This is a genomic window from Cellulosimicrobium cellulans (assembly GCF_006539945.1).
Classification (GTDB): Bacteria; Actinomycetota; Actinomycetes; order Actinomycetales; family Cellulomonadaceae; genus Cellulosimicrobium; species Cellulosimicrobium cellulans.
Window position 1 is genome coordinate 17300 of sequence record NZ_BJNZ01000014.1, and the last position, 17905, is coordinate 35204.

19 protein-coding genes and 1 pseudogene are annotated in these 17905 nt (G+C 73.2%); 10 read left to right on the forward strand and 10 right to left on the reverse strand.

What is annotated here, in order from left to right; genetic code table 11:
• The first annotated feature begins 21 nt into the window (after nucleotides 1-21).
• The 5 genes and pseudogenes from CCE02nite_RS11745 to CCE02nite_RS11765 form a co-directional block, all read left to right on the forward strand.
• Nucleotides 22-690 carry a biliverdin-producing heme oxygenase gene (locus CCE02nite_RS11745; protein WP_141389822.1) on the forward strand — a complete coding sequence of 223 codons (669 nt, stop codon included), beginning with the start codon at nucleotides 22-24 and terminating at the stop codon, nucleotides 688-690.
• A 439-nt stretch (nucleotides 691-1129) separates the two neighbouring features.
• Nucleotides 1130-2404, forward strand: a complete 1275-nt coding sequence (locus CCE02nite_RS11750) for a heme/hemin ABC transporter substrate-binding protein (RefSeq protein WP_141389823.1) — start codon at nucleotides 1130-1132, stop codon at nucleotides 2402-2404.
• Nucleotides 2405-2556: 152 nt separating this feature from the next.
• On the forward strand, nucleotides 2557-3567 hold the full coding sequence (locus tag CCE02nite_RS11755) for a FecCD family ABC transporter permease (RefSeq protein ID WP_141389894.1): 1011 nt from the start codon (nucleotides 2557-2559) through the stop codon (nucleotides 3565-3567).
• Nucleotides 3564-4436 carry a heme ABC transporter ATP-binding protein gene (locus CCE02nite_RS11760; RefSeq protein ID WP_141389824.1) on the forward strand — a complete coding sequence of 291 codons (873 nt, stop codon included), beginning with the start codon at nucleotides 3564-3566 and terminating at the stop codon, nucleotides 4434-4436. Before CCE02nite_RS11755 ends, CCE02nite_RS11760 begins: the two co-directional genes overlap by 4 nt.
• A 399-nt stretch (nucleotides 4437-4835) precedes the next feature.
• A pseudogene (locus tag CCE02nite_RS11765) lies at nucleotides 4836-5036 on the forward strand (recombinase family protein); the annotation flags it as partial.
• An 11-nt stretch (nucleotides 5037-5047) separates the two neighbouring features.
• Here CCE02nite_RS11765 and CCE02nite_RS11770 read toward each other — a convergent pair.
• From CCE02nite_RS11770 to CCE02nite_RS11780, 3 genes are all read right to left on the reverse strand, one after another.
• Nucleotides 5048-6301, reverse strand: a complete 1254-nt coding sequence (locus tag CCE02nite_RS11770; RefSeq protein ID WP_141389825.1) for a DUF1214 domain-containing protein — start codon at nucleotides 6299-6301, stop codon at nucleotides 5048-5050.
• A 288-nt stretch (nucleotides 6302-6589) separates the two neighbouring features.
• Entirely contained in the window at nucleotides 6590-7537 is a 948-nt protein-coding gene (locus CCE02nite_RS11775) for a DUF1254 domain-containing protein (protein ID WP_141389826.1), read from the reverse strand.
• A 295-nt stretch (nucleotides 7538-7832) separates the two neighbouring features.
• Nucleotides 7833-8138, reverse strand: coding sequence for a DUF6221 family protein (locus CCE02nite_RS11780; RefSeq protein ID WP_141389827.1), 306 nt, complete (start codon nucleotides 8136-8138; stop codon nucleotides 7833-7835).
• 315 nt (nucleotides 8139-8453) lie between these two features.
• Here CCE02nite_RS11780 and CCE02nite_RS11785 point away from each other — a divergent pair, with 315 nt between their 5' ends.
• The 4 genes from CCE02nite_RS11785 (at nucleotide 8454) to CCE02nite_RS11800 (ending at nucleotide 10696) form a co-directional block, all read left to right on the forward strand.
• Entirely contained in the window at nucleotides 8454-8906 is a 453-nt protein-coding gene (locus tag CCE02nite_RS11785) for a hypothetical protein (RefSeq protein WP_141389828.1), read from the forward strand.
• Between the two features lie 19 nt (nucleotides 8907-8925).
• Nucleotides 8926-9990 carry a fatty acid desaturase family protein gene (locus tag CCE02nite_RS11790; RefSeq protein WP_255318823.1) on the forward strand — a complete coding sequence of 355 codons (1065 nt, stop codon included), beginning with the start codon at nucleotides 8926-8928 and terminating at the stop codon, nucleotides 9988-9990.
• Between the two features lie 123 nt (nucleotides 9991-10113).
• Nucleotides 10114-10467, forward strand: a complete 354-nt coding sequence (locus CCE02nite_RS11795; protein WP_141389829.1) for a LapA family protein — start codon at nucleotides 10114-10116, stop codon at nucleotides 10465-10467.
• A 16-nt stretch (nucleotides 10468-10483) separates the two neighbouring features.
• The gene (locus CCE02nite_RS11800) at nucleotides 10484-10696 is read left to right on the forward strand and encodes a hypothetical protein (RefSeq protein ID WP_141389830.1); all 213 of its coding nucleotides are present in this window, start codon (nucleotides 10484-10486) and stop codon (nucleotides 10694-10696) included.
• A gap of 62 nt (nucleotides 10697-10758) precedes the next feature.
• Here the strand turns inward: CCE02nite_RS11800 and CCE02nite_RS11805 are convergent, their stop codons facing one another.
• Nucleotides 10759-12864, reverse strand: coding sequence for an elongation factor G (locus CCE02nite_RS11805; RefSeq protein ID WP_141389831.1), 2106 nt, complete (start codon nucleotides 12862-12864; stop codon nucleotides 10759-10761).
• A gap of 119 nt (nucleotides 12865-12983) precedes the next feature.
• Complete coding sequence (locus CCE02nite_RS11810) at nucleotides 12984-13808, reverse strand: MerR family transcriptional regulator (RefSeq protein ID WP_141389832.1); 825 nt, start codon at nucleotides 13806-13808, stop codon at nucleotides 12984-12986.
• Nucleotides 13809-14005: 197 nt separating this feature from the next.
• On the opposite strand from CCE02nite_RS11810, the gene CCE02nite_RS11815 reads away from it, so the two are divergent.
• Nucleotides 14006-14791 (forward strand): SAM-dependent methyltransferase, encoded by a 786-nt coding sequence (locus CCE02nite_RS11815; RefSeq protein WP_141389833.1) that lies wholly within the window; start codon nucleotides 14006-14008, stop codon nucleotides 14789-14791.
• Between the two features lie 74 nt (nucleotides 14792-14865).
• On the opposite strand, the gene CCE02nite_RS11820 is transcribed toward CCE02nite_RS11815, so the two are convergent.
• The 5 genes from CCE02nite_RS11820 to CCE02nite_RS11840 all read right to left on the reverse strand — a co-directional run bounded on the left by CCE02nite_RS11820 (nucleotide 14866) and on the right by CCE02nite_RS11840 (nucleotide 17810).
• Nucleotides 14866-15543: an HAD family hydrolase gene (locus CCE02nite_RS11820; RefSeq protein WP_141389834.1), complete on the reverse strand. Its 678-nt coding sequence runs from the start codon at nucleotides 15541-15543 to the stop codon at nucleotides 14866-14868.
• Nucleotides 15540-15917, reverse strand: coding sequence for a hypothetical protein (locus CCE02nite_RS11825; protein ID WP_141389835.1), 378 nt, complete (start codon nucleotides 15915-15917; stop codon nucleotides 15540-15542). Before CCE02nite_RS11825 ends, CCE02nite_RS11820 begins: the two co-directional genes overlap by 4 nt.
• A 134-nt stretch (nucleotides 15918-16051) precedes the next feature.
• A complete protein-coding gene (locus tag CCE02nite_RS11830) occupies nucleotides 16052-16582 on the reverse strand; it encodes a DinB family protein (RefSeq protein ID WP_141389836.1) in 531 nt (176 codons plus the stop codon).
• A 41-nt stretch (nucleotides 16583-16623) separates the two neighbouring features.
• Nucleotides 16624-17007 carry a nucleoside triphosphate pyrophosphohydrolase family protein gene (locus tag CCE02nite_RS11835; protein ID WP_141389837.1) on the reverse strand — a complete coding sequence of 128 codons (384 nt, stop codon included), beginning with the start codon at nucleotides 17005-17007 and terminating at the stop codon, nucleotides 16624-16626.
• Between the two features lie 29 nt (nucleotides 17008-17036).
• Nucleotides 17037-17810, reverse strand: coding sequence for a YwiC-like family protein (locus CCE02nite_RS11840; protein WP_141389838.1), 774 nt, complete (start codon nucleotides 17808-17810; stop codon nucleotides 17037-17039).
• Nucleotides 17811-17905 lie beyond the last annotated feature (95 nt).

Genomic DNA, 17905 nt, shown 5'->3' on the forward strand with positions numbered 1-17905 from the left:
ACCCACCCGCAGGAGCCACCCGTGACTGCTCTCACCCACGACCTCGACCGCACCGACGAGACCGTGCCGCTGTCCCAGCGCCTGCGCGAGGGCACGCGCCCCGAGCACGAGCAGGCCGAGGGCTCCGGCTTCGTCGAGCGGCTCATGTCCGGGCAGCTCGACGTCGCCGCATACGCCGACCTCGCGGCGCAGCAGTGGGCCATCTACGGAGCGCTCGAGGACGCGAGCGCCGCGATGCGCGCCGACGCCCAGGGCTCGACGCTCGTCTTCGACGAGCTCACGCGCACCCCCGAGATCGAGAAGGACCTCACGTTCCTCGTCGGCGCCGACTGGGCCGAGCGCATCACCATCCACCCCGCGACCGAGCGCTACGTCGCGCGCCTGCGCGCGGTCGGCGCGTCGCTGCCCGCGTACGCCGCGCACGCGTACACGCGCTACCTCGGCGACCTCTCCGGCGGGCAGATCATCAAGCGCATGCTCGAGCGTCACTACGGGCTCTCCGGCGACGGCCTCGCGTTCTACACGTTCGTCGAGATCCCCAAGTCCAAGCCGTTCAAGGACGTCTACCGCGAGCGCCTCGACGGCCTCGTCCTCACCCCCGAGCAGCTCGACGAGACCGTCGCCGAGGCCAAGCACGCCTTCCGCCTCAACAGCGACCTCTTCGCCGACCTCGGCGCGGCCCACCGCTGACGCCGAGGTAGAGCCCTGGTCCGCCGAGGTAGAGGCAGGGTTCTTGTGGTCGACGGCGCACGGTCGGCCTGGACGGTCGGGCTCAGCCGGGCAGCTGCTCGCGGTAACGGCTCTGCTCGTCGCAAGGCATGAGGGGCGACCGGCGCGGTCGCGTGAGAGAGCGGTGACCACAGCTCTACCTCGGCCGACCAGGGCTCTACCTCGGCGGACCAGGGCTCTACCTCGGCCGACCAGGGCTCTACTTCGCGCGACCACGGCTCTCCCCCAGGGAGCCGGTTCTTCCTCGGGCGAGCGGGTTCGACTTGGGCTCTTCACGTGAGACGCGCAACTCGCGAGACGGTCGAGGCCGCCTTCAAGTCAGGTTAGGCTCGTCTTACTGGGGTGGACGACCCCGTCGGGTCATGCCCTTCCCCGCGCACCGCTCCCTGGAGGACTCCCTATGCCTCACGCCGCCCGTTCCGCGCTGCACCGCGGCTCGCCGACGAGCCGCTCGACGTCCCTCGCGGGTCCGTCGGGCACCACGCAGGGTCGGGCGCGGGGGACGGTGACGGCGCTGGTGGGGGTTGGCGCCGTCGTCGTGCTGGGGCTCGTCGCCGCGTGCGCGCCGCTCCCCTATGAGCCGCCCGCGACGCCGTCGGCGGAGGCGAGCCAGGACGCCGCACCCGTCGATGCGACGCCCGCGGAGACCGCCGACCAGACGAGGGGCGCGCCGGCGTGCACGACGCTCGAGGAGTCGCGGGTCGCCGGCGGCGGCTCCGACGTCGACCCGCCGTCGTTCCCCACCGGGCCGACGACGGCGACGTTCGCCGACGACGCGATCCACCCCATCGCGGACGCACCCGCCCCGCAGCTCCCGGTGACGGTCGAGTCGGTCGACGGGCGTCAGGTCGAGATCACCGACGTGAGCCGCATCATCCCCGTCGACCTGTACGGGACGCTGGGCGAGATCGTCTACAGCCTCGGCCTGGGCGACAACGTCGTGGGCCGCGACCTGCCGACCGGCTTCCCGGAGGCGGCGGACGTCCCCGTCGTCACGGGCGCGGGCCACGCGCTCGACGTCGAGGCGATCCTCGGGCTCGACCCGTCCGTGATCCTCACCGACGCGACGATCCTCACCGACGACGTGCGCGGCCAGCTCGAGAGCTCGGGCATCCCCGTCGTGTACCTCGACGAGGCGCGCACGCTCGACGGCGTCGACGACCGGATCCGCGCCGTCGCGACCGCGCTCGGCGTGCCCGAGCAGGGCGAGGCGCTCGTCGAGCGCACGGACCGGCAGATCTGCGCGGCGCTCGGGGCCGTCCCGCAGGACACCGGGACGCCGCGCGTCGCGTTCCTCTACCTGCGCGGGTCGAACATCAAGATGCTGTTCGGGCCCGGCTCGGGCGCCGACGACCTGATCCAGGAGATCGGCGGCGAGGACGCCGGGACCGCGATCGGCCTCACGCAGCAGTACGCGCCGGTCACGAGCGAGGCGATCATCAGCGCCGCGCCCGACGCCTACCTCGTCATGACCGACGGGCTCGAGTCGATGGGCGGCCTCGACGCGATGATGGCGATCCCGGGCCTCGCGCAGACGCCCGCGGGCGAGGCGCGCCGCGTCGTCGACATGGACGGCTCGCGCCTGCTCACGTTCGGCCCGCGCACCGGGTCCACGATCGCGTCGCTCGTCGAGGCCTTCTACGGCGTGCCCGCGCCGGAGCTCCCCGCATCGTGAGCGCGCCCGTCACCCGCCCCCTCGGCACGCCCGAGGACGCGCCGGTCCCCGCGGACGTGACCGCGCGCGACGACTCCCCCCGTTCGGGCGGCCGGCCCGCCCGGGTGGGTCCCGCCGTCCGGCAGCAACGTCGCCGGGCCGCGCGCTGGCTCATGGTCAACCTGGGCGTGGCGCTCGCGGTGCTCACGGTCGTGTCCGGCATGACGGGCCAGGTGCCCGTGTCGCCCGCGGAGGTGCTGGGCTCGCTCGCGCACCACGTCGGGCTCGACTGGGGGCCCATGCCGTCGCACCCGCAGGGCGAGAACGCGCTGTGGGTCGTGCGGTTCCCGCGCGTCGTCCTGGCGATCGTCGTGGGTGCCGCCCTCGCGTGCTCGGGCGCGCTCATGCAGGGCGTGTTCGGCAACCCGCTCGCCGAGCCGGGCGTCATCGGGGTGTCCTCCGGTGCAGCCGTGGGCGCGTGCGCGGTCATCGTCACCGCGGGAGCGCTCGTGCCGGGCACGTGGGTCGCCGGGGCGGCGTTCCTCGGCGGGCTGGTCACGACGTTCGTCGTCTACGCGCTCGCCCGCGCCGGGGGGCGCACCGAGGTCGTGACGCTCGTGCTCACCGGCATCGCGGTCAACGCGTTCGCGGGCGGGCTGCTCGCGTTCTTCACGTTCGTCGCCGACCCGGCCGCGCGCGAGCAGGTCGTGTTCTGGCAGCTCGGGTCGCTCGGCGGCGCCACGTGGGGCTCGGTCGCGATCGTCCTGCCGATCGCGGTCGTCGGCGTCACGGGCGCGATGCTCGTGCGCCGCAAGATGGACCTGCTCGCGCTCGGCGAGCGCGCCGCGCAGCATCTCGGCGTCGACGTCGAGCGGCTGCGCCAGCTCGTCATCGTGCTCGTCGCTCTGCTCGTCTCGGCGGGCGTCGCGTTCACGGGGATCATCGCGTTCGTCGGGCTCGTCGTGCCGCACCTCGTCCGCATGGTCTGCGGGCCGAGCCACCGGACGCTCATCCCCGCCTCCGTGCTGGGCGGCGCCGTCGTGCTGCTCGCCGCGGACCTCCTCGCGCGCAGCGCCGTCGCGAACGTCGAGCTGCCGCTCGGCATGATCACGTCGCTCGTCGGCGGGCCGTTCTTCTTCTACCTGCTGCGCCGCACGCGCTCGCGCCAGGGAGGCTGGGCATGAGCGACCTGCGCCACGAGGGCTCCTCGTTCCTCGGCTCGCTGCGCACCGCGGTCACCGGTGCCCGACGCCGGTCCCGCCTCCCCGGGCACGTCGCGCCCGGCGACGTGGTCACCGCCGCGCACGGCGTGTCCCTCACGCTCGGCGAGGCGCCGATCCTGCGCGACGTGTCCGTCGACGTCCGCGCGGGCGAGGTCCGCGCGCTGCTCGGCCCCAACGGGGCCGGGAAGTCGTCCCTGCTCGCCGTGCTCACGGGCGACCTGGTTCCCGAGGCCGGGGACGTCGTGGTCGACGGGCGACCGCTGCGCGCGTGGACGCCCACCGAGCTCGCGCTGCGCCGGTCCGTCATGCTCCAGCAGGTCTCGCTGAGCTTCCCGTTCACCGCCGTGGACGTCGTGCGCATGGGCCGCTCGCCGTGGCGGGGCACCCCGTTCGAGGACGAGGACGACGCCGCGGTCGCCGAGGCCCTGGCCGCGACCGACGTCGAGCACCTCGCCGACCGGCACTTCACCTCGCTCTCGGGCGGGGAGAAGGCGCGCGTCGCGCTGGCCCGGGTGCTCGCGCAACGCACCGCTCTCCTCATGCTCGACGAGCCGACCGCCGCGCTCGACCTCAAGCACCAGGAGCTCGTGCTCCAGCTCGCCCGGGCGCACGCCACCGCCGGTGGTGCCGTGGTCGTCGTCGTGCACGACCTCTCGCTCGCCGCTGCGTACGCCGACCAGGTCACCGTCCTCGCGGGCGGGCGCGTCGTCGCCGACGGGGGCCCTCGCGACGTCCTCACCGCCGAGCTGCTGAGCGGCGTCTACGACTACCCCGTCGAGGTCGTCGAGCACCCCGGCGGCGGTGCACCGATCGTCGTGCCGCGCCGCTGAGCGCGGACGGGAGCCGCACGACCGCCCACCGATGGGCTCACGGCCGACGCCTCCTCGTGCTCCATGTCCACATCGGGCGCATGGGTTCTCGCCGTGTCGTCCGCCGGCGAGGGCAGGCTTCTGCACGCCATGCGGGTCCGAGCGTGCGCCCGGCCTGCTGCCGCTCCACGCTCACGACACGAGCGTTCGCGGCGAGGACGTCTCGGATCGACCCGAGAGTCCCCGGATGGTCAGAGATTCTCGACAGATCGCGCCGCCTCATCGCCTGTCGTAGAAGCGACCGTTTTCCGTACACGGTGGCGACCGTCGCGACACGCCGACAGAACATGTCGCAGAACTAGTGTCGGGAAGCCCCGGTGTCGCCGAACGCGGCCCCGGGGTTGTCGCTACGGTCACCGCATGACGCACACCTACGGGTACGCCCGTGTCTCCACCACCGCACAGAACCTCGACGCCCAGGTCGACGCGCTCACGGGCGCCGGCGGCGTCGGCGAGCCCGACGTCATCGTGGAGAAGGCCTCCGGGCGCCGCGAGGACCGGCCCGAGCTCGACCGACTTCTCGCCGAACTGCGGGAGGGGGACACGCTCGTCGTCACCAAGCTCGACCGTGCTCAGCCGTTCGTGTGCTTGTTGATGGGTGCTGGGAACCAGCCTCCGGAAGTCACCGCCTGGTCGGAGACGTACATGCGCAGGTTGAGTGAGAACCCGGCACCCGGTGGTGTGGGTAGCCAGTTCGCCTGGGGCGCGCCGCCCGGAAGCTCGGGAGCGAGCCACAGGGAGAGTGAGCCGTCGTCGTTCGGCTCGAGCGGCATCCTGGAGGCGAGGCCGTAGCGGTTGAGGGCGTTGGGGACGACGCGGTAGTCCGGCACGGAGTAGAGGGTCAGGGACCAGAACCCGTCGACGACGTCGCCGGGTAGCGCGTGCGCAGGAAACCGGATCTCGTAGGCGGACGAACCGTCCAGCATGTTGCCGGCGGAGTCGGTCTGCCCGATGTAGTAGATGGCCTCTTCGGGCACGTTCGCCCACAGGCCCCCGTAGTCGATGACCGCACGGGCGAACACGTCGTCACCGAAACGCCCGACCGCGTAGGAGACGGACCAGCCGTCGCGGTGTGTGCCGAACTGCTGGGCGCCGGCGAAGAAGTGCGGGACGGCCTTGGTGCGAATCGTCTCGTCGACGCGTGCCCGACCACCCGGTTCGGAGGCGATGAGGTCCGCGATGCGCGCGACGGCGGCCTGGTGCCGCGGGGCGGACGGCATCGAGTCGGGATAGGTCGCGAGCACGCCGGCGGCCTCGGTGAAGATCTCCGCGCCCAACAGCTGGGCGTTGGTGAAGTCGGGCACCGGGTGCGCGGGCTCGACCCGGATCCCGTCCGGGGCGTGGATCCGAAACGCGCGCTGGAGGGCGACGGCCTGGTCCGGGGTGTCCTGGAGCTCGACCCGGGCCAGGACCTTGGCCTTGGCGGCGGGAAGCTCCACGCGCAGCGCACCGTCCGGGATCTCGGGGTCGGTGCCCTCAAGGACGAACGCCACCGTGCCGAACGGGTGCTCCGGGACGATGCGGTCGTTGATGTTCGCCACGACCTCGCCCCACCCGTCGAGCAGCTGGACGGTGAAGTACCGGCCTCGGGCATCGGGGACCTCCAGCAGGACGGCGTGCTCGCCGTCCACAGCGATCCAGGCCTCGAGGTAGGCGACATCCAGGTTCGGGTTCACGAACTCCGCCGACCCGACCGGGTTGTACTTGATGGTGTTGTACCCCAGGCCGTCCACCTCCACGTCCTGGTGCTCCTGGCGCAGCACCAGGAACCGGGCGAGCAGGTACTCGTAGGCGTCGACGAGCTCGTCGTCGGAGATCTCGGGCATGCCTGCACTGAACCACCGTCGCCACGAAGGCGCTTGGTGAACCGAGCCGAAGCACCGACCGGGTACGTCGTCTGGATGACGGGGAGAACCGGGCGCCAAGCCGCTGGGTATCCGGCCAACGGCGCGAGCGGGAGAGCGCGCGTACGAATGCCGACGGTGGCGAACAACGGACAGTGCCAGGTGCGCGTCCAGAAGTTTCGCTCGAGGAGCCAGCGCGCCCTGATCGACATAGGGGGCGTGGGGGTCAGTGCGGGCGAGGCTTCGCGCCGTCGGACGACCTCGGCGGTGTCAGGCAGGCCGAAGCTGCGGGACGGTCCACGAGCCGTCGAGCGCTTCGGCTCGAGGGCGGTAGAGGCGGACGAGGAAGTTCCACGGTTCGGGAACGGGGATGGTGTTCGGCTCGTCGCCAAGGTCGCCGGGCGGCGCGAACCGTACGGTGACCCCGCCGTCGGTGTCCGGGACGGCCGTGACGCTGTTGACGCTGTAGTGGCCCTGGGGGTTCGGCTCGAAGTAGCCCTTGGCGTTGTACACCGAGACGGACCAGAAGGCGTCGACCGGGACGTCTCTCAGTGTCAGCTCGTATCTTCCGGGCGGTACCTGCGGGTTGACGCCGACGTACGACGCCTCTGTCGTGGGTAGCCCGCCCCAGCCCGCCGCGGTCCCGATGAGGTGCTGCACGGGGTCGATCTCCTCCCGCGTGCCGAACATGCGGTCGTATCGGCGCAGGCCCGCGGCGAGCACGAGCAGCGCGTCACGGGTGGTGTCCAGGCTCGCTGCGTCGTACTCGGGGGAGACAAACGGATCCGCCGAACCGGCGGTGAGGCGCACGCCGTCCTGGATGGCGGCTACCGCGGCGAGGTCTGCGGGGTCGACCGGGTCGACGAGTGTTCGCACGGCCAGGGCGGCGTAGCGGGTTCCCACGGTCTCGGCGTCGAGCGGGTGCTCACCGGCCGTGTGCAGAACGTCCGCGACGAGGTGGTCGTTGTCGAGCACCATCGCGGACAGGTAGCGGCCCCCTGCGTCTGGAAGGGTGAGCGTGGCGCCTCCCGCGAGGTCTACGACGGCGAAGCTGTAGAGCGTGTCGCGGTTCATGCGCACGACCGTCTGCCGGTCGACTGACGCGGGCTCGCGGTTGTGCTGGAACCGGTTGACCCCACCCGCGTCTCGCTGCAGGTCCGTGAACATTCGATCGGTCTCGGCGCGAACGAACGTGCCGGCGTCGACGTGCTCAGCCATGAGTGACCTCCTCGGACGCTGGCCACCACGCAGACAAACGTCGCGTACCAGGTACGAGAAGCGAACCACCTTCCACCCAGGGCAGCGACCGGAGCCGGGCTCTCAGGTTTCTCCGCCGAAGCAAACGCCGCCGCGTCACCGCTGAGGCAGGTCTAGCGGCCCTCAAGGTCGTCGGGGTCGGGAGGTCCGCCAGCGGCGGGCTGCTTCACGACCGGCGTTCCCCGCGGCACGTGGCGCCGCCCCTCACGATGGGCGTTGTACGGGCGGCTCGCCATGTGGGCGGTGACCGGCGTCCTCAGGTACGCCAGGTCGGGTCGAAGTCGGGGTGCGCGGCGTAAGCGGTCGCGAGTGCTCGCAGGATGCGGTCACCGACGAATGCGACACCGCTCTCGGCGCGTTCGTTGGTGTCACGCTCGAGGTCAGCGGTCATGTCGTACCCGGTGGCCTCATAAGCAAGTGCGATGATGCGCCGTTTCACTGCGCAGTCGGTCAGCAACCTCGATCGTGACCACGGCGTCCACGGTCCGGAGTCGTCTTCCAGAGTCACGCACGCTGCTTCGTCCTCGTCGATCCGGGCGAGCAGGAACTCGGTCAGCGCCATCTCCCCATTCTCCACCCGCTGCTGCTCGACGGTCCCTCGTGGACGCTGCGAGCAACTCCTCGAGGAGTAGTGTCGAGGTGTGGTTGATCGCCGGATCGGCCCACGCGACGCCGATCGAGATGGCCCTCGCAAGCGGGGCGAGACCATTGCCCCGAACGAGGACACCTCAGGCGCGCGATGGGCCGACGACGGGGGTCATGAACCCGACCTGGAGGACGAACCGATCTCCTTGAGTGGGGCGCCTGGCGCCTCACCGACTGCCGCGACGGCAGCGGACGCGAGTCGGCCCCCCGGCTCCGAGCATCGGACGACGCCATGAGCACCACCACCCCCACCCCCACCTCCTTCGGGCGCGTCCAGGACAGCGCGCTGCAGCTGAGGGGGGTCCTGGACACCGCACTGCCGCGCGAGCTGGGTACGGAGTCCGAGCCCCAGCTGTACACCGTGACCGCTGTGTTCTCCCGCCGGGTGTCCGGTCCGGAGCAAGCGTTGCTCGAGCTCCCCGCCGTCACCGCGCTGCTCGCCGACCACGGATATCCGGGGATCGTGCTGCGGGTGGAGGACCGGCGCCTGCTCATCGAGAACACGAACCTCGCCATGCTCTCGGGTGGGCTGGCCCACGAGATCGCGACGGTTCTGCGCGACGTCGAAGAGACGATCACGAACGAGCGGACGCGCAAGGCCGACGAGCTGGCCGAGTGGCGTGCGGCCGAGGTGCTGCGCACGGCGAGCGTGAAGTCCGAGGCCGACCGTGTCCGCTTCGAGTGAGGCGCAACAGCCCCTGACGGTGACTGGCCGCGTACGACCTGCCACCCGTGCGACGGCTCGGGACTACTCGGTACTGGCGAAGATCGTGCGCGAGTCCGGCCTGCTGCGTCGGCGGTACGGCTACTACTGGACCCGGCTCGTCCTGACGGTCGCCGCGCTCGGCGCCGTCTGGGCGGGGATCGTCCTCGTGGGCGAATCCTGGTGGCAGCTCCTGCTGGCCGTGGTGCTCGCGCTCGTGCTCGCCCAGCTCGCGTTCCTGGGGCACGACAGCTCCCACCGGCAGGTGTTCCGGTCCCGGGCGTGGAACGACTGGATCGCGCGCCTCGTCGCGAACGCGCTCGTCGGGCTCAGTCACGCCTGGTGGACGACGAAGCACGACGCCCACCACGCCGCCCCGAACCAGGAGGGCCAGGACCCCGACATCTCGCCCGGAGTGATCGCGTTCACGCCCGCCGTCGTGGCGAGCCGCCACGGCTGGCGGGGGTGGCTGGGCCGCCGGCAGGGCTGGTACTTCTTCCCCCTGCTCGCCCTGGAGGGCCTCAACCTGCACGTCGCGAGCGTGCGCCGGGTGCTCGGCCGCCGGCCCGTGCCGCACCGTGGCGTGGAGGCCCCCGTCCTGCTCCTACGGCTCGCGCTCTACCTGGTGGCGCTGGTCCTCGTGCTCCCCCCGACCATCGCGGCGGCATTCCTGGCCGTGCAGCTCGCGGTCTTCGGCATCCTGCTCGGGGGCGCGTTCGCCCCGAACCACAAGGGCATGCCGATCGTCCCGGCGAGCGCGGACGTCGACTTCCTGCGCCGCCAGGTCCTCATGTCCCGCAACATCCGCGGCGGCCCGGTCGTCGACTTCTTCATGGGCGGCCTCAACCGCCAGGTCGAGCACCACCTGTTCCCGAGCATGCCGCGCCCGAACCTCAAGCGCGTCCAGCCGCTCGTGCGCGAGTACTGCTCCCAGCTCGGCGTGACCTACACCGAGGTCGGGTTCTTCACCTCCTACCGGATCGTCATCCAGTACCTCAACGACGTCCCCGGCCGCGCCCGCGAACCCTTCCCCTGCCCCGTGGCCGCAAGCCTCGGCCGCCCGTGACCTCGAGTCCACACACACAGGCGCACCCAGGTTCGCTCCCAGGTTGAAGGCGTACGATCGGGACATCCGCGGCGAACGTGCCCCGTCTGAGGTGCGCGGGCCCGGAACCGCAAGGAGGCCGTCATGGCCACCACCCCGCTCAGCGCCGCGACGAACGGACAGCCCACCGCCGCCCCCTCGGGCAGCCGCCCAGACTCGCGCGTGTCCCGCACGTCAGGCAACCCGACACGAACTCCCCGGACCCGCGCCGGAGCCACCTGGGTCGGCCTGTGCGTCGCCGCCCTCGTCCTGCTCGCCCTCATCGTGTTCATGCTCCAGAACACCCAGCTCGTCCTCGTCTCCTTCCTCGGCTGGCAAGGCTCGGTCCCGCTCGCCCTCGCCCTGCTCATCGCGGGGATCGGCGTCGGGATCGTCGCCCTCGTCGTCGGCACCCTCCGCATCCACCAGCTCCGCCGACGCCTCGCGCACCGTCAGTGACTCGACGGCGGACCTCGTGACCGACGACCGAGAAACCTCGCCACAACGCCCCGTCGACCTGGTCGGCGAGATCGACGCCTCCCAGCGCGCGATGGAAGACGCCGTCTCGGTCGTCGACCACGGTGCACCCGTCGACCTCGCCCGTTACGTTGCCGCGCGCGCCCGCCTCGACACGGCTGTCGCGGCGTGGAACCGCCGCGCCGCAACCACTCCGACATCACGTCCATGACCTCGAGCACGATGCACCGCCACCGGTGCGAGTCGCGCCGCGACTCGATGAGGTGAACACCCCTACCGACTCGTCCCGAGGCCGCCGGGCAGGACCTCGTAGCGGTCGGGGACGGCCGTGAACGACCCGCGACCGCCGGTGAGGGAGCGCAGGTCGAGGACGTAGCGGGTGAGCTCGGCCTCGGGGACGAGCGCGTCGACGCGGACGCGGCCGTCGGGCAGGGAGTCGGTCGCGGTGATGTGGCCGCGGCGTGCGGAGAGGTCTCCCATGACGTCGCCCTGCGCGTCGGACGGGACGGTCACGGACACCGCGGAGACGGGTTCGAGCACGACCGTCCCCGCCGCGGCGAGCGCCTCGCGCACGCCGACGCCCCCCGCGGTACGGAACGCCATGTCGGACGAGTCGACGGAGTGCGCCTTGCCGTCGAGGACCTCGACGCGCAGGTCGACGACCGGGTAGCCGTGGGGTCCGCCGCCCTCCATGGCCTCGCGCGCACCGCGCTCCACGGCCGGGAGGTACTGGCGCGGCACCGACCCGCCGACGACGGAGCTGACGAACTCGAACCCGTCCCCGCGCGGGAGCGGGGACACGCGGAGCTGCACGACGGCGAACTGCCCGTGCCCGCCCGACTGCTTCTTCACCTTGCCCTCGACCTCGACGGCGCGCGTGATGGTCTCGCGGTACGCGACCTGGACGGGCTCGGTCGTGACGCGCACGCCGAACGAGCGCTCGAGCCGCTCGACCGCGACCGCGAGGTGCGTGTCGCCGAGGCCGCCGAGCACGGCCTGCGAGCCGGTGAGGTCGACGTGCAGCGTCGGGTCCTCGGCGCGCAGGCGGGTCAGCGCGGAGGAGAGCTTGTCGTCGTCGGACTGCGACACGGGCCGCAGCGCGACGGCATACACCGGGGGCCGTTCGGGGAGGTCGCGCGCGGACACGGGCGTGCGCCGGGTCGCCAGCAGCGTCCCGGTCGAGGCGGCGGAGAGCTTCGCGACGGCGGCGACGTCACCCGCGACGACCCGGTCGACCGCGACGTGCTCGCGACCGCGCAGGCGGAACAGACCGTGCACGCGGTCCTCCGCGCCGGTCGCGGTGCTCACGAGGCGGTCGCCCGTCGCGACGGACCCCGAGAGCACCTTGAACACCGACACCTGGCCTACAAAGGGGTCGACCACCGTCCGGAAGACGTGCACGAGCGCGTCCCCGGCCGGGTCGGCCGCGACCTCCGTCGTCGCGCGCGCCGACGGGGAACCGTCGGCGCGGCCCGACCCCGCGCCGTCGGGCAGCGCGACGACGGCCGCCCGGTCCGCGGGCGACGGCCCGAGCTCGCACACGAGGTCGAGCACCCGGTCGACGCCGACGCCCGTCACCGCGGACGCGAGCAGCACCGGCACGGCCTCACCCGTGAGCACCTCGTGCGCGAGCGTGCGCTCGAGGTCCGGGGCTCCGGGCTCGTCGCCCGCGAGGTACGCCTCGAGCTGGTCGTCGTCGTGCGTGACGATCTCCTCCACGACCTCGTCGTGCAGCGCGTGCTCCTCGTCGCGCACGTCGGCGGGGACGTCCTCCTCATGGGTGCGCCCGTCGCCGTCGTACTCCCGCGCGCGCTCGGTGAGGACGTCGGCCACGCCGTGCAGCGACTGCTCCTCGCCGAGCGGGAGCTCGAGCGGCACGAACGGCGCGTCGAGCGCGCCGCGCAGCGCGGCGAGCACGGTGCGAAAGCTCGCCCGCGCGCGGTCCTCCTGGGAGACGACGACGAGGCGGGGGATCCCCGCCTCGTCGCAGCGTCGCCAGACCTCCTCCGTCCCGGACTGCACCCCGTCGACGGCGCTCACCACCACCACCGCGAGGTCGGCGACGGCGAGCGCCGCGTCCACGGAACCGGCGAAGTCCGGGGCGCCGGGGGTGTCGAGGAGGGTGACCTGGTACGTCGTGCCGTCGGGCGCCCGCCAGTCCAGGTGCGCGACGCCGAGGCTCACCGAGATGCCCCGGGCTACCTCCTCGGGCTCGTGGTCGCAGACGGTCGTGCCCTCGGCGACGGAGCCGGCCCGCGGGATCGCGCCTGCACGATGGAGGAACGCCTCCGCGAGCGTGGTCTTGCCCGAGCCGCTGTGGCCCACGAGGGCGACGTTGCGGGTCGTGGCCGGGCCGGTGGACGTCGACGTCGTGGCCATGGCTGCCTCCTGGCGGGTGGCGGGGCGCCGTGTCCCGCCAGGGTTCCAGGCTAGTGACGTCGCCGTGATCCCGCCCGGGCCGATGGTCCCGGGCGGGATCACGCGCGAGCGCGCGTCCCCTAGAGGTTGCGCTCGACGTAGACGCGCAGCGCGTCACGGACGAAGGTCGCGCCCTCGACGCCGCCGTAGTTGAGCGCGAACCGCGGGTCCTCGACGTACATCTCGCCGAGGCCGAGCAGGTAGCCCCGCAGCGGCCCGGGCTCGTGCGCGGGGTTGGCCGGCACGGTCTGCAACCACTCGACGTGGCGCTGCGCGAGCGCCTGCGCCTCGTCCGACGCCGGGTCGACGCCGGCCTGCGCCGCCGCCGTCCAGTCGCCGTTGAGGCGCTCGACGCGCTCCTTGAAGGCCGTCTTCTCCGCGTCGCTGAGGCCGCTCCACCAGGAGTGCCCGCGCGCGTACGCGTCCTTGCCCCAGCGGTCCTCGACCTCGTCCTTGTACTGCGTGTGGTCGAACCCGTCGAACATGTCGTCCGCCATGAGCTCGCCACCTCCTTCCATCGTGGTGATCGTCCGTTCGACCGACGCGATCTGCCGCGCCAGCCGCTGCCGCTCCGCCTGCAACCACTCGAGGTGGCCACGCAGGGCCCGCACCTGTGCCTCGCGCTCCGCGGTGCCCGACGGCGACCGGTCACCCCGGGTCCCGTCGAGCGCCTCCTGGATCGCGGGGAGCCCGAGACCGAGGTCACGCAGGAGCAGGATCCGCTGGAGCCGCACGAGCGCGTCCGCGTCGTAGTGGCGGTAGCCGTTGGACGCGACCCGGCTCGGGCGCAGCAGCCCCACCGCGTCGTAGTGGCGCAGGGTGCGGCTCGTGGTGCCGGCGAGTCGCGCGACCTCCTGGATGGACCAGTCGGCCGTGCGCTCGTTCGTCGTTCCTGCGGGGTGCATCTCCTGTTCCTCCCGTGCTCGCGATCTCTCGGTGGTCGCCTCGTGCGGCAACGAGAACCACGCTAGAAGTTGACGCTACGTCAAGGTCAACACGTGTGGCCCGGACGCGGCGTCCGGGCACGGCAGGGCGGGACCGACGGGCGTACCGTCGAGGGAGAGCGCCCGCGGAGGGGCGCGCGACGAGCACGGAGGCCGCCATGGCCACGACGGAGCAGGTTCGGCAGCACTACGCCGGGAAGGACCTCGCGGCCCGCCTCCTCGCCGCGGCGGGAGCCGGCGACGGACCGGTGACGGTCGACGCGCTCGCCCCGTACGACGAGCTCCACGCCGGGGGCGCGACGTCGACCGCCGCGCTCCTCGACCTCCTCGGCCTCGCGCCGGGCACCACCCTGCTCGACGTCGGCAGCGGGCTCGGCGGACCGGCGCGGCTCGCCGCGCACCGGCACGGCTGCCACGTCACCGGCGTGGACCTCAGCCCGGACTTCGTCGAGGCCGCGCGCGAGCTCACGGCGCGGACGGGGCTCGCCGACCTCGTCACGTTCGCGCTGGGCGACGGCGACCGGCTGCCCTGCGAGGACGCGTCGCACGACCGTGCGATGCTCGTCCACGTGGGCATGAACGTGCCCGACAAGGCGGCGCTCTTCACCGAGGTCCACCGCGTGCTGCGCCCCGGGAGCCCGTTCGGGCTCTTCGAGCAGATGCGGGTCGGGGCAGGGGACCTGCCCTTCCCGATGCCGTGGGCGGTCGACGCCGGGTCGTCGTTCGTCGAGACCCCGGACGACTACGGCCGCGTGCTGACGGCGGCCGGGTTCGACGTCCTGCGCGTCGAGGACCGGCGCGCGGCGCTCGCCGCCGGAGGAGGCCCTGGGCAGGACGGGCTCGTCGTCGTGTTCGGCCAGGAGTTCGTCACGCGGATCAGCAACAACGTCGCGGCGACGCGCGCCGGGCTCCTCGCGCCCGTCGTCGTGCTCGCGCGCGCCTGAGCACCGCCCCCCGCGGTCGCCGTGCTCTCGCGCGCCGGAGCGCCGGCCCCGCCGTCCGGGCCGGCGCTGGCCCGTCAGGCCGCGAGCGGCGCCCGGCGGAGCAGGACGGTCGCGAGCTCGGCCGGCGTCCCGACGACCGCTGTCGCCCCCGCCGCGGCCAGCTCGCCCGGGCGCGCGTAGCCCCACGCGACCCCGACGCACGGGACCCCGTGGGCCGCGGCGCCGAGGACGTCGTGCTCACGGTCGCCGACCATGACCACGCGCCGGGCCGCGTCGAGCGACGCGAGCGCGTGCGCGACGACGTCTCCCTTGGTGCTGCGCGAGCCGTCGAGCGTCGCGCCGAAGACGTCGTCGAGACCACGGTCGAGGTGCGCGCCGAGCCCGAAGTGCTCAACGATCCGCCGCGCCATCGGCTCCGGCTTCGACGTCGCGACGGCGAGACGCAGCCCGGCGCCGCGCAACGCCGTCAGGCACTCGGGGATGCCGGGGTAGACCGCGTTGTCGAGGAGGTTCCCCGCCACGTACACGTCGCGGTAGGCGGCGACGGCGTCGGCCACGAGGTCGACCGGCACGCCGTGCGCCGCGAACGACTCCCCGAGCGGAGGCCCGACGAAGCCGCGGAGCACCGGGTCGGCGGGGATCGGAAGCCGCAGGACGCCGTACGCGTGCCGCACCGACGCGAGGATGCCGGGGGCCGAGTCGGTGAGCGTGCCGTCGAGGTCGAGCAGGACGAGGTCGTCGCGCGCGCTCATCCGGCCGACGCCTCGTCACCGGCGGGGCCCGGCGCGCCGGGATCCTCAGGACCGCGACCGGCGGCTCCGGAGCCTCCGGGCGCCGTCGGCACGGTGCCGCGCCCGACGAGGAACCCGACCGCGCCGCCGACCAGCAGGGCGCCCGAGCCCGCGAGGAACGCCGAGCGCCCGGTCCCGAAGACGCCGGGCGGGACGAACACCGTGCCGGAGACGGGGGCGTACGCGAACCACCCGAACGACGCGGGGCGGCTCGCCACCCAGGACGCGGCGACGAGGAGCCCGACGCCGACCACGAGGAGCGCCGCGAGCACGACGGTCGAGACGCGCGGGCGGCGTGGAGGCGGGACGGGCGAGGGCTGCTCGGGGGCGGTCACGCCCGCCATCGTCCCGGCCCGCGGTGCCGAGGGCAACCGTCGACCCGACGATCCGTCGAGTACGTGAAAGAGCGGCGTCCGGGACCGCCGACCGCGACTCTCTCTCATGCACTGAGCGCCGTGGTGGCGGGGCGCTACTCGCCGACGGTCCCGTCGATCGCCTCGCGGAGCAGATCGGCGTGCCCGTTGTGCCGCGCGTACTCCTCGATCATGTGGACGAGGATCCAGCGCAGGTTCCAGTGCTCGCCCGTGTGCCGGTCGGGCCGTGCGCTGAGCCGGTCCAGGCCGCCGTCGGCGAGCGCGTCGTCGAGGATCGCGTCCGAGGCCGCGACGGCGCGGTCGAAGAGCATGCGCAGCGCCGCCGGGGAGTCGCCCGCGGCGGACGTCCAGTCCCAGTCGCGGTCGTCGGCCCAGTCGGCGGTGTCGAAGGGCGCCATGAGCGGCTCGTCGAGGAGCACCTGCGAGAACCACTGGGACTCGACGAACGCGAGGTGCTTGAGCAGCCCGCCGAGCGTCATGGACGACGGCCGGACACGGTGCGCGAGCTCGGCCGCGTCGAGGCCCGACGTCTTCCAGCGCAGCGTCTCGCGGTGGAAGTCGAGGAAGCCGCGCAACGTGTCGACCTCGTCGGCGCTGACGGGCGGGTCGGTGCGGTGGTCGGTCACGGCGTCACCCTAGCGGCGGCACGCCGGGAGCGCCCCGGTCGTCACCGCGCCGCTCGGCCGCCCACCTCCGCCTCCCAGACGAGCCACTTGCGCCGCACGGCCGCCTCGACGTCGACGCCCTGCGAGCGCGCGAGCAGCAGCAGGTGCGCCAGGACGTCGGCGACCTCGTCCGCGAGGGGCGAGGCTCCGCCGTCTGGCACCGCGGCCCCGTCAGGGGAACCCCCCGACGAGGCCGCGTCCCCGCGCGGGCGGGTGCGCCCCGTCGCGACGAGGAACGCCTGGGTGAGCTCCCCGACCTCCTCGGCGAGCTTGAGCATGAACCAGTCCGGGTCGCGCTCGACGGCGAACTTGCTCGCGTAGAGGGCGGAGACCGCCTCGACGCGCTCCGTGAGGTCATCGAGCGTGAGGGGCGCGTCGTCGTCCATCGCGCCAGTGAACCACCGCGCCCTCGGGGCTACCGCACCACGAGCGCGACGGCGAGCAGCAGCACCGTCGCGACGATCTCCCCGATCCCGACGGCCTTCGGGCTCAGCGGTCGTCCCGGCAGGACTGCGGCGCGCACCGTCGCCGCGGCGAGGAACGCCGTCGCCCACCACCACGAGGGGTCGTGCGCCACGGCGAGCGCCCCCGCCGCCACGGTGACCCCCGCGTGGTACGCGACCGAGGCGACGACGTACGAGCGCACGCCGCGCTCGCGGATCATCGTCTTGACGTAGAGCACCGTGCCGAACAGGTAGGCGAGCAGGAGCGCGGCGACGAGCCAGACCTCCGCGGGGACCACCAGCGCGGGGGTGCCAGGCTCCCTGCACGCGGCGTACGCGACGACCGTCATGAGCGACGCCGCGACGGTCATCGCGCCGCCCGCGGCGACGGACCGTTCCGTGCGCTGCGCCGACGCCCACAGGCCGAGCGCGAGGAACGGGAGGAACACGGGCGCCCAGAGCGCGAGCGCCGGGTCGAGCACGAGCACGAGCAGCCCGAGCGCCGCGGCGACCACGCCGTACGTGACCATCGGGCGCCGGTAGCGCGGTCGGCGACGCGACTTCAGCCAGAGCCCGGCCGCGAAGTAGGCGAGGTAGCCGACGAGCCACAGCGCACCGAGCGCGACGGTCACCGGCCGGAACCCGGCGTCCTGGATCCCCCGGACCGTCCCGACGACGAACGGCAGGAGCAGCATCGGCCACGCGCCGTGCTGGTTCGGCACCCAGCCGGGAGGACGTCGGGACACGCCCCGAGGCTAGCGGCGCGACGCACGGCCCCGACCGCGAGAAATCCCTGCCTCACCGGGTCGCAGGACCCGGCCCGACGGGACGAACGTCCCGA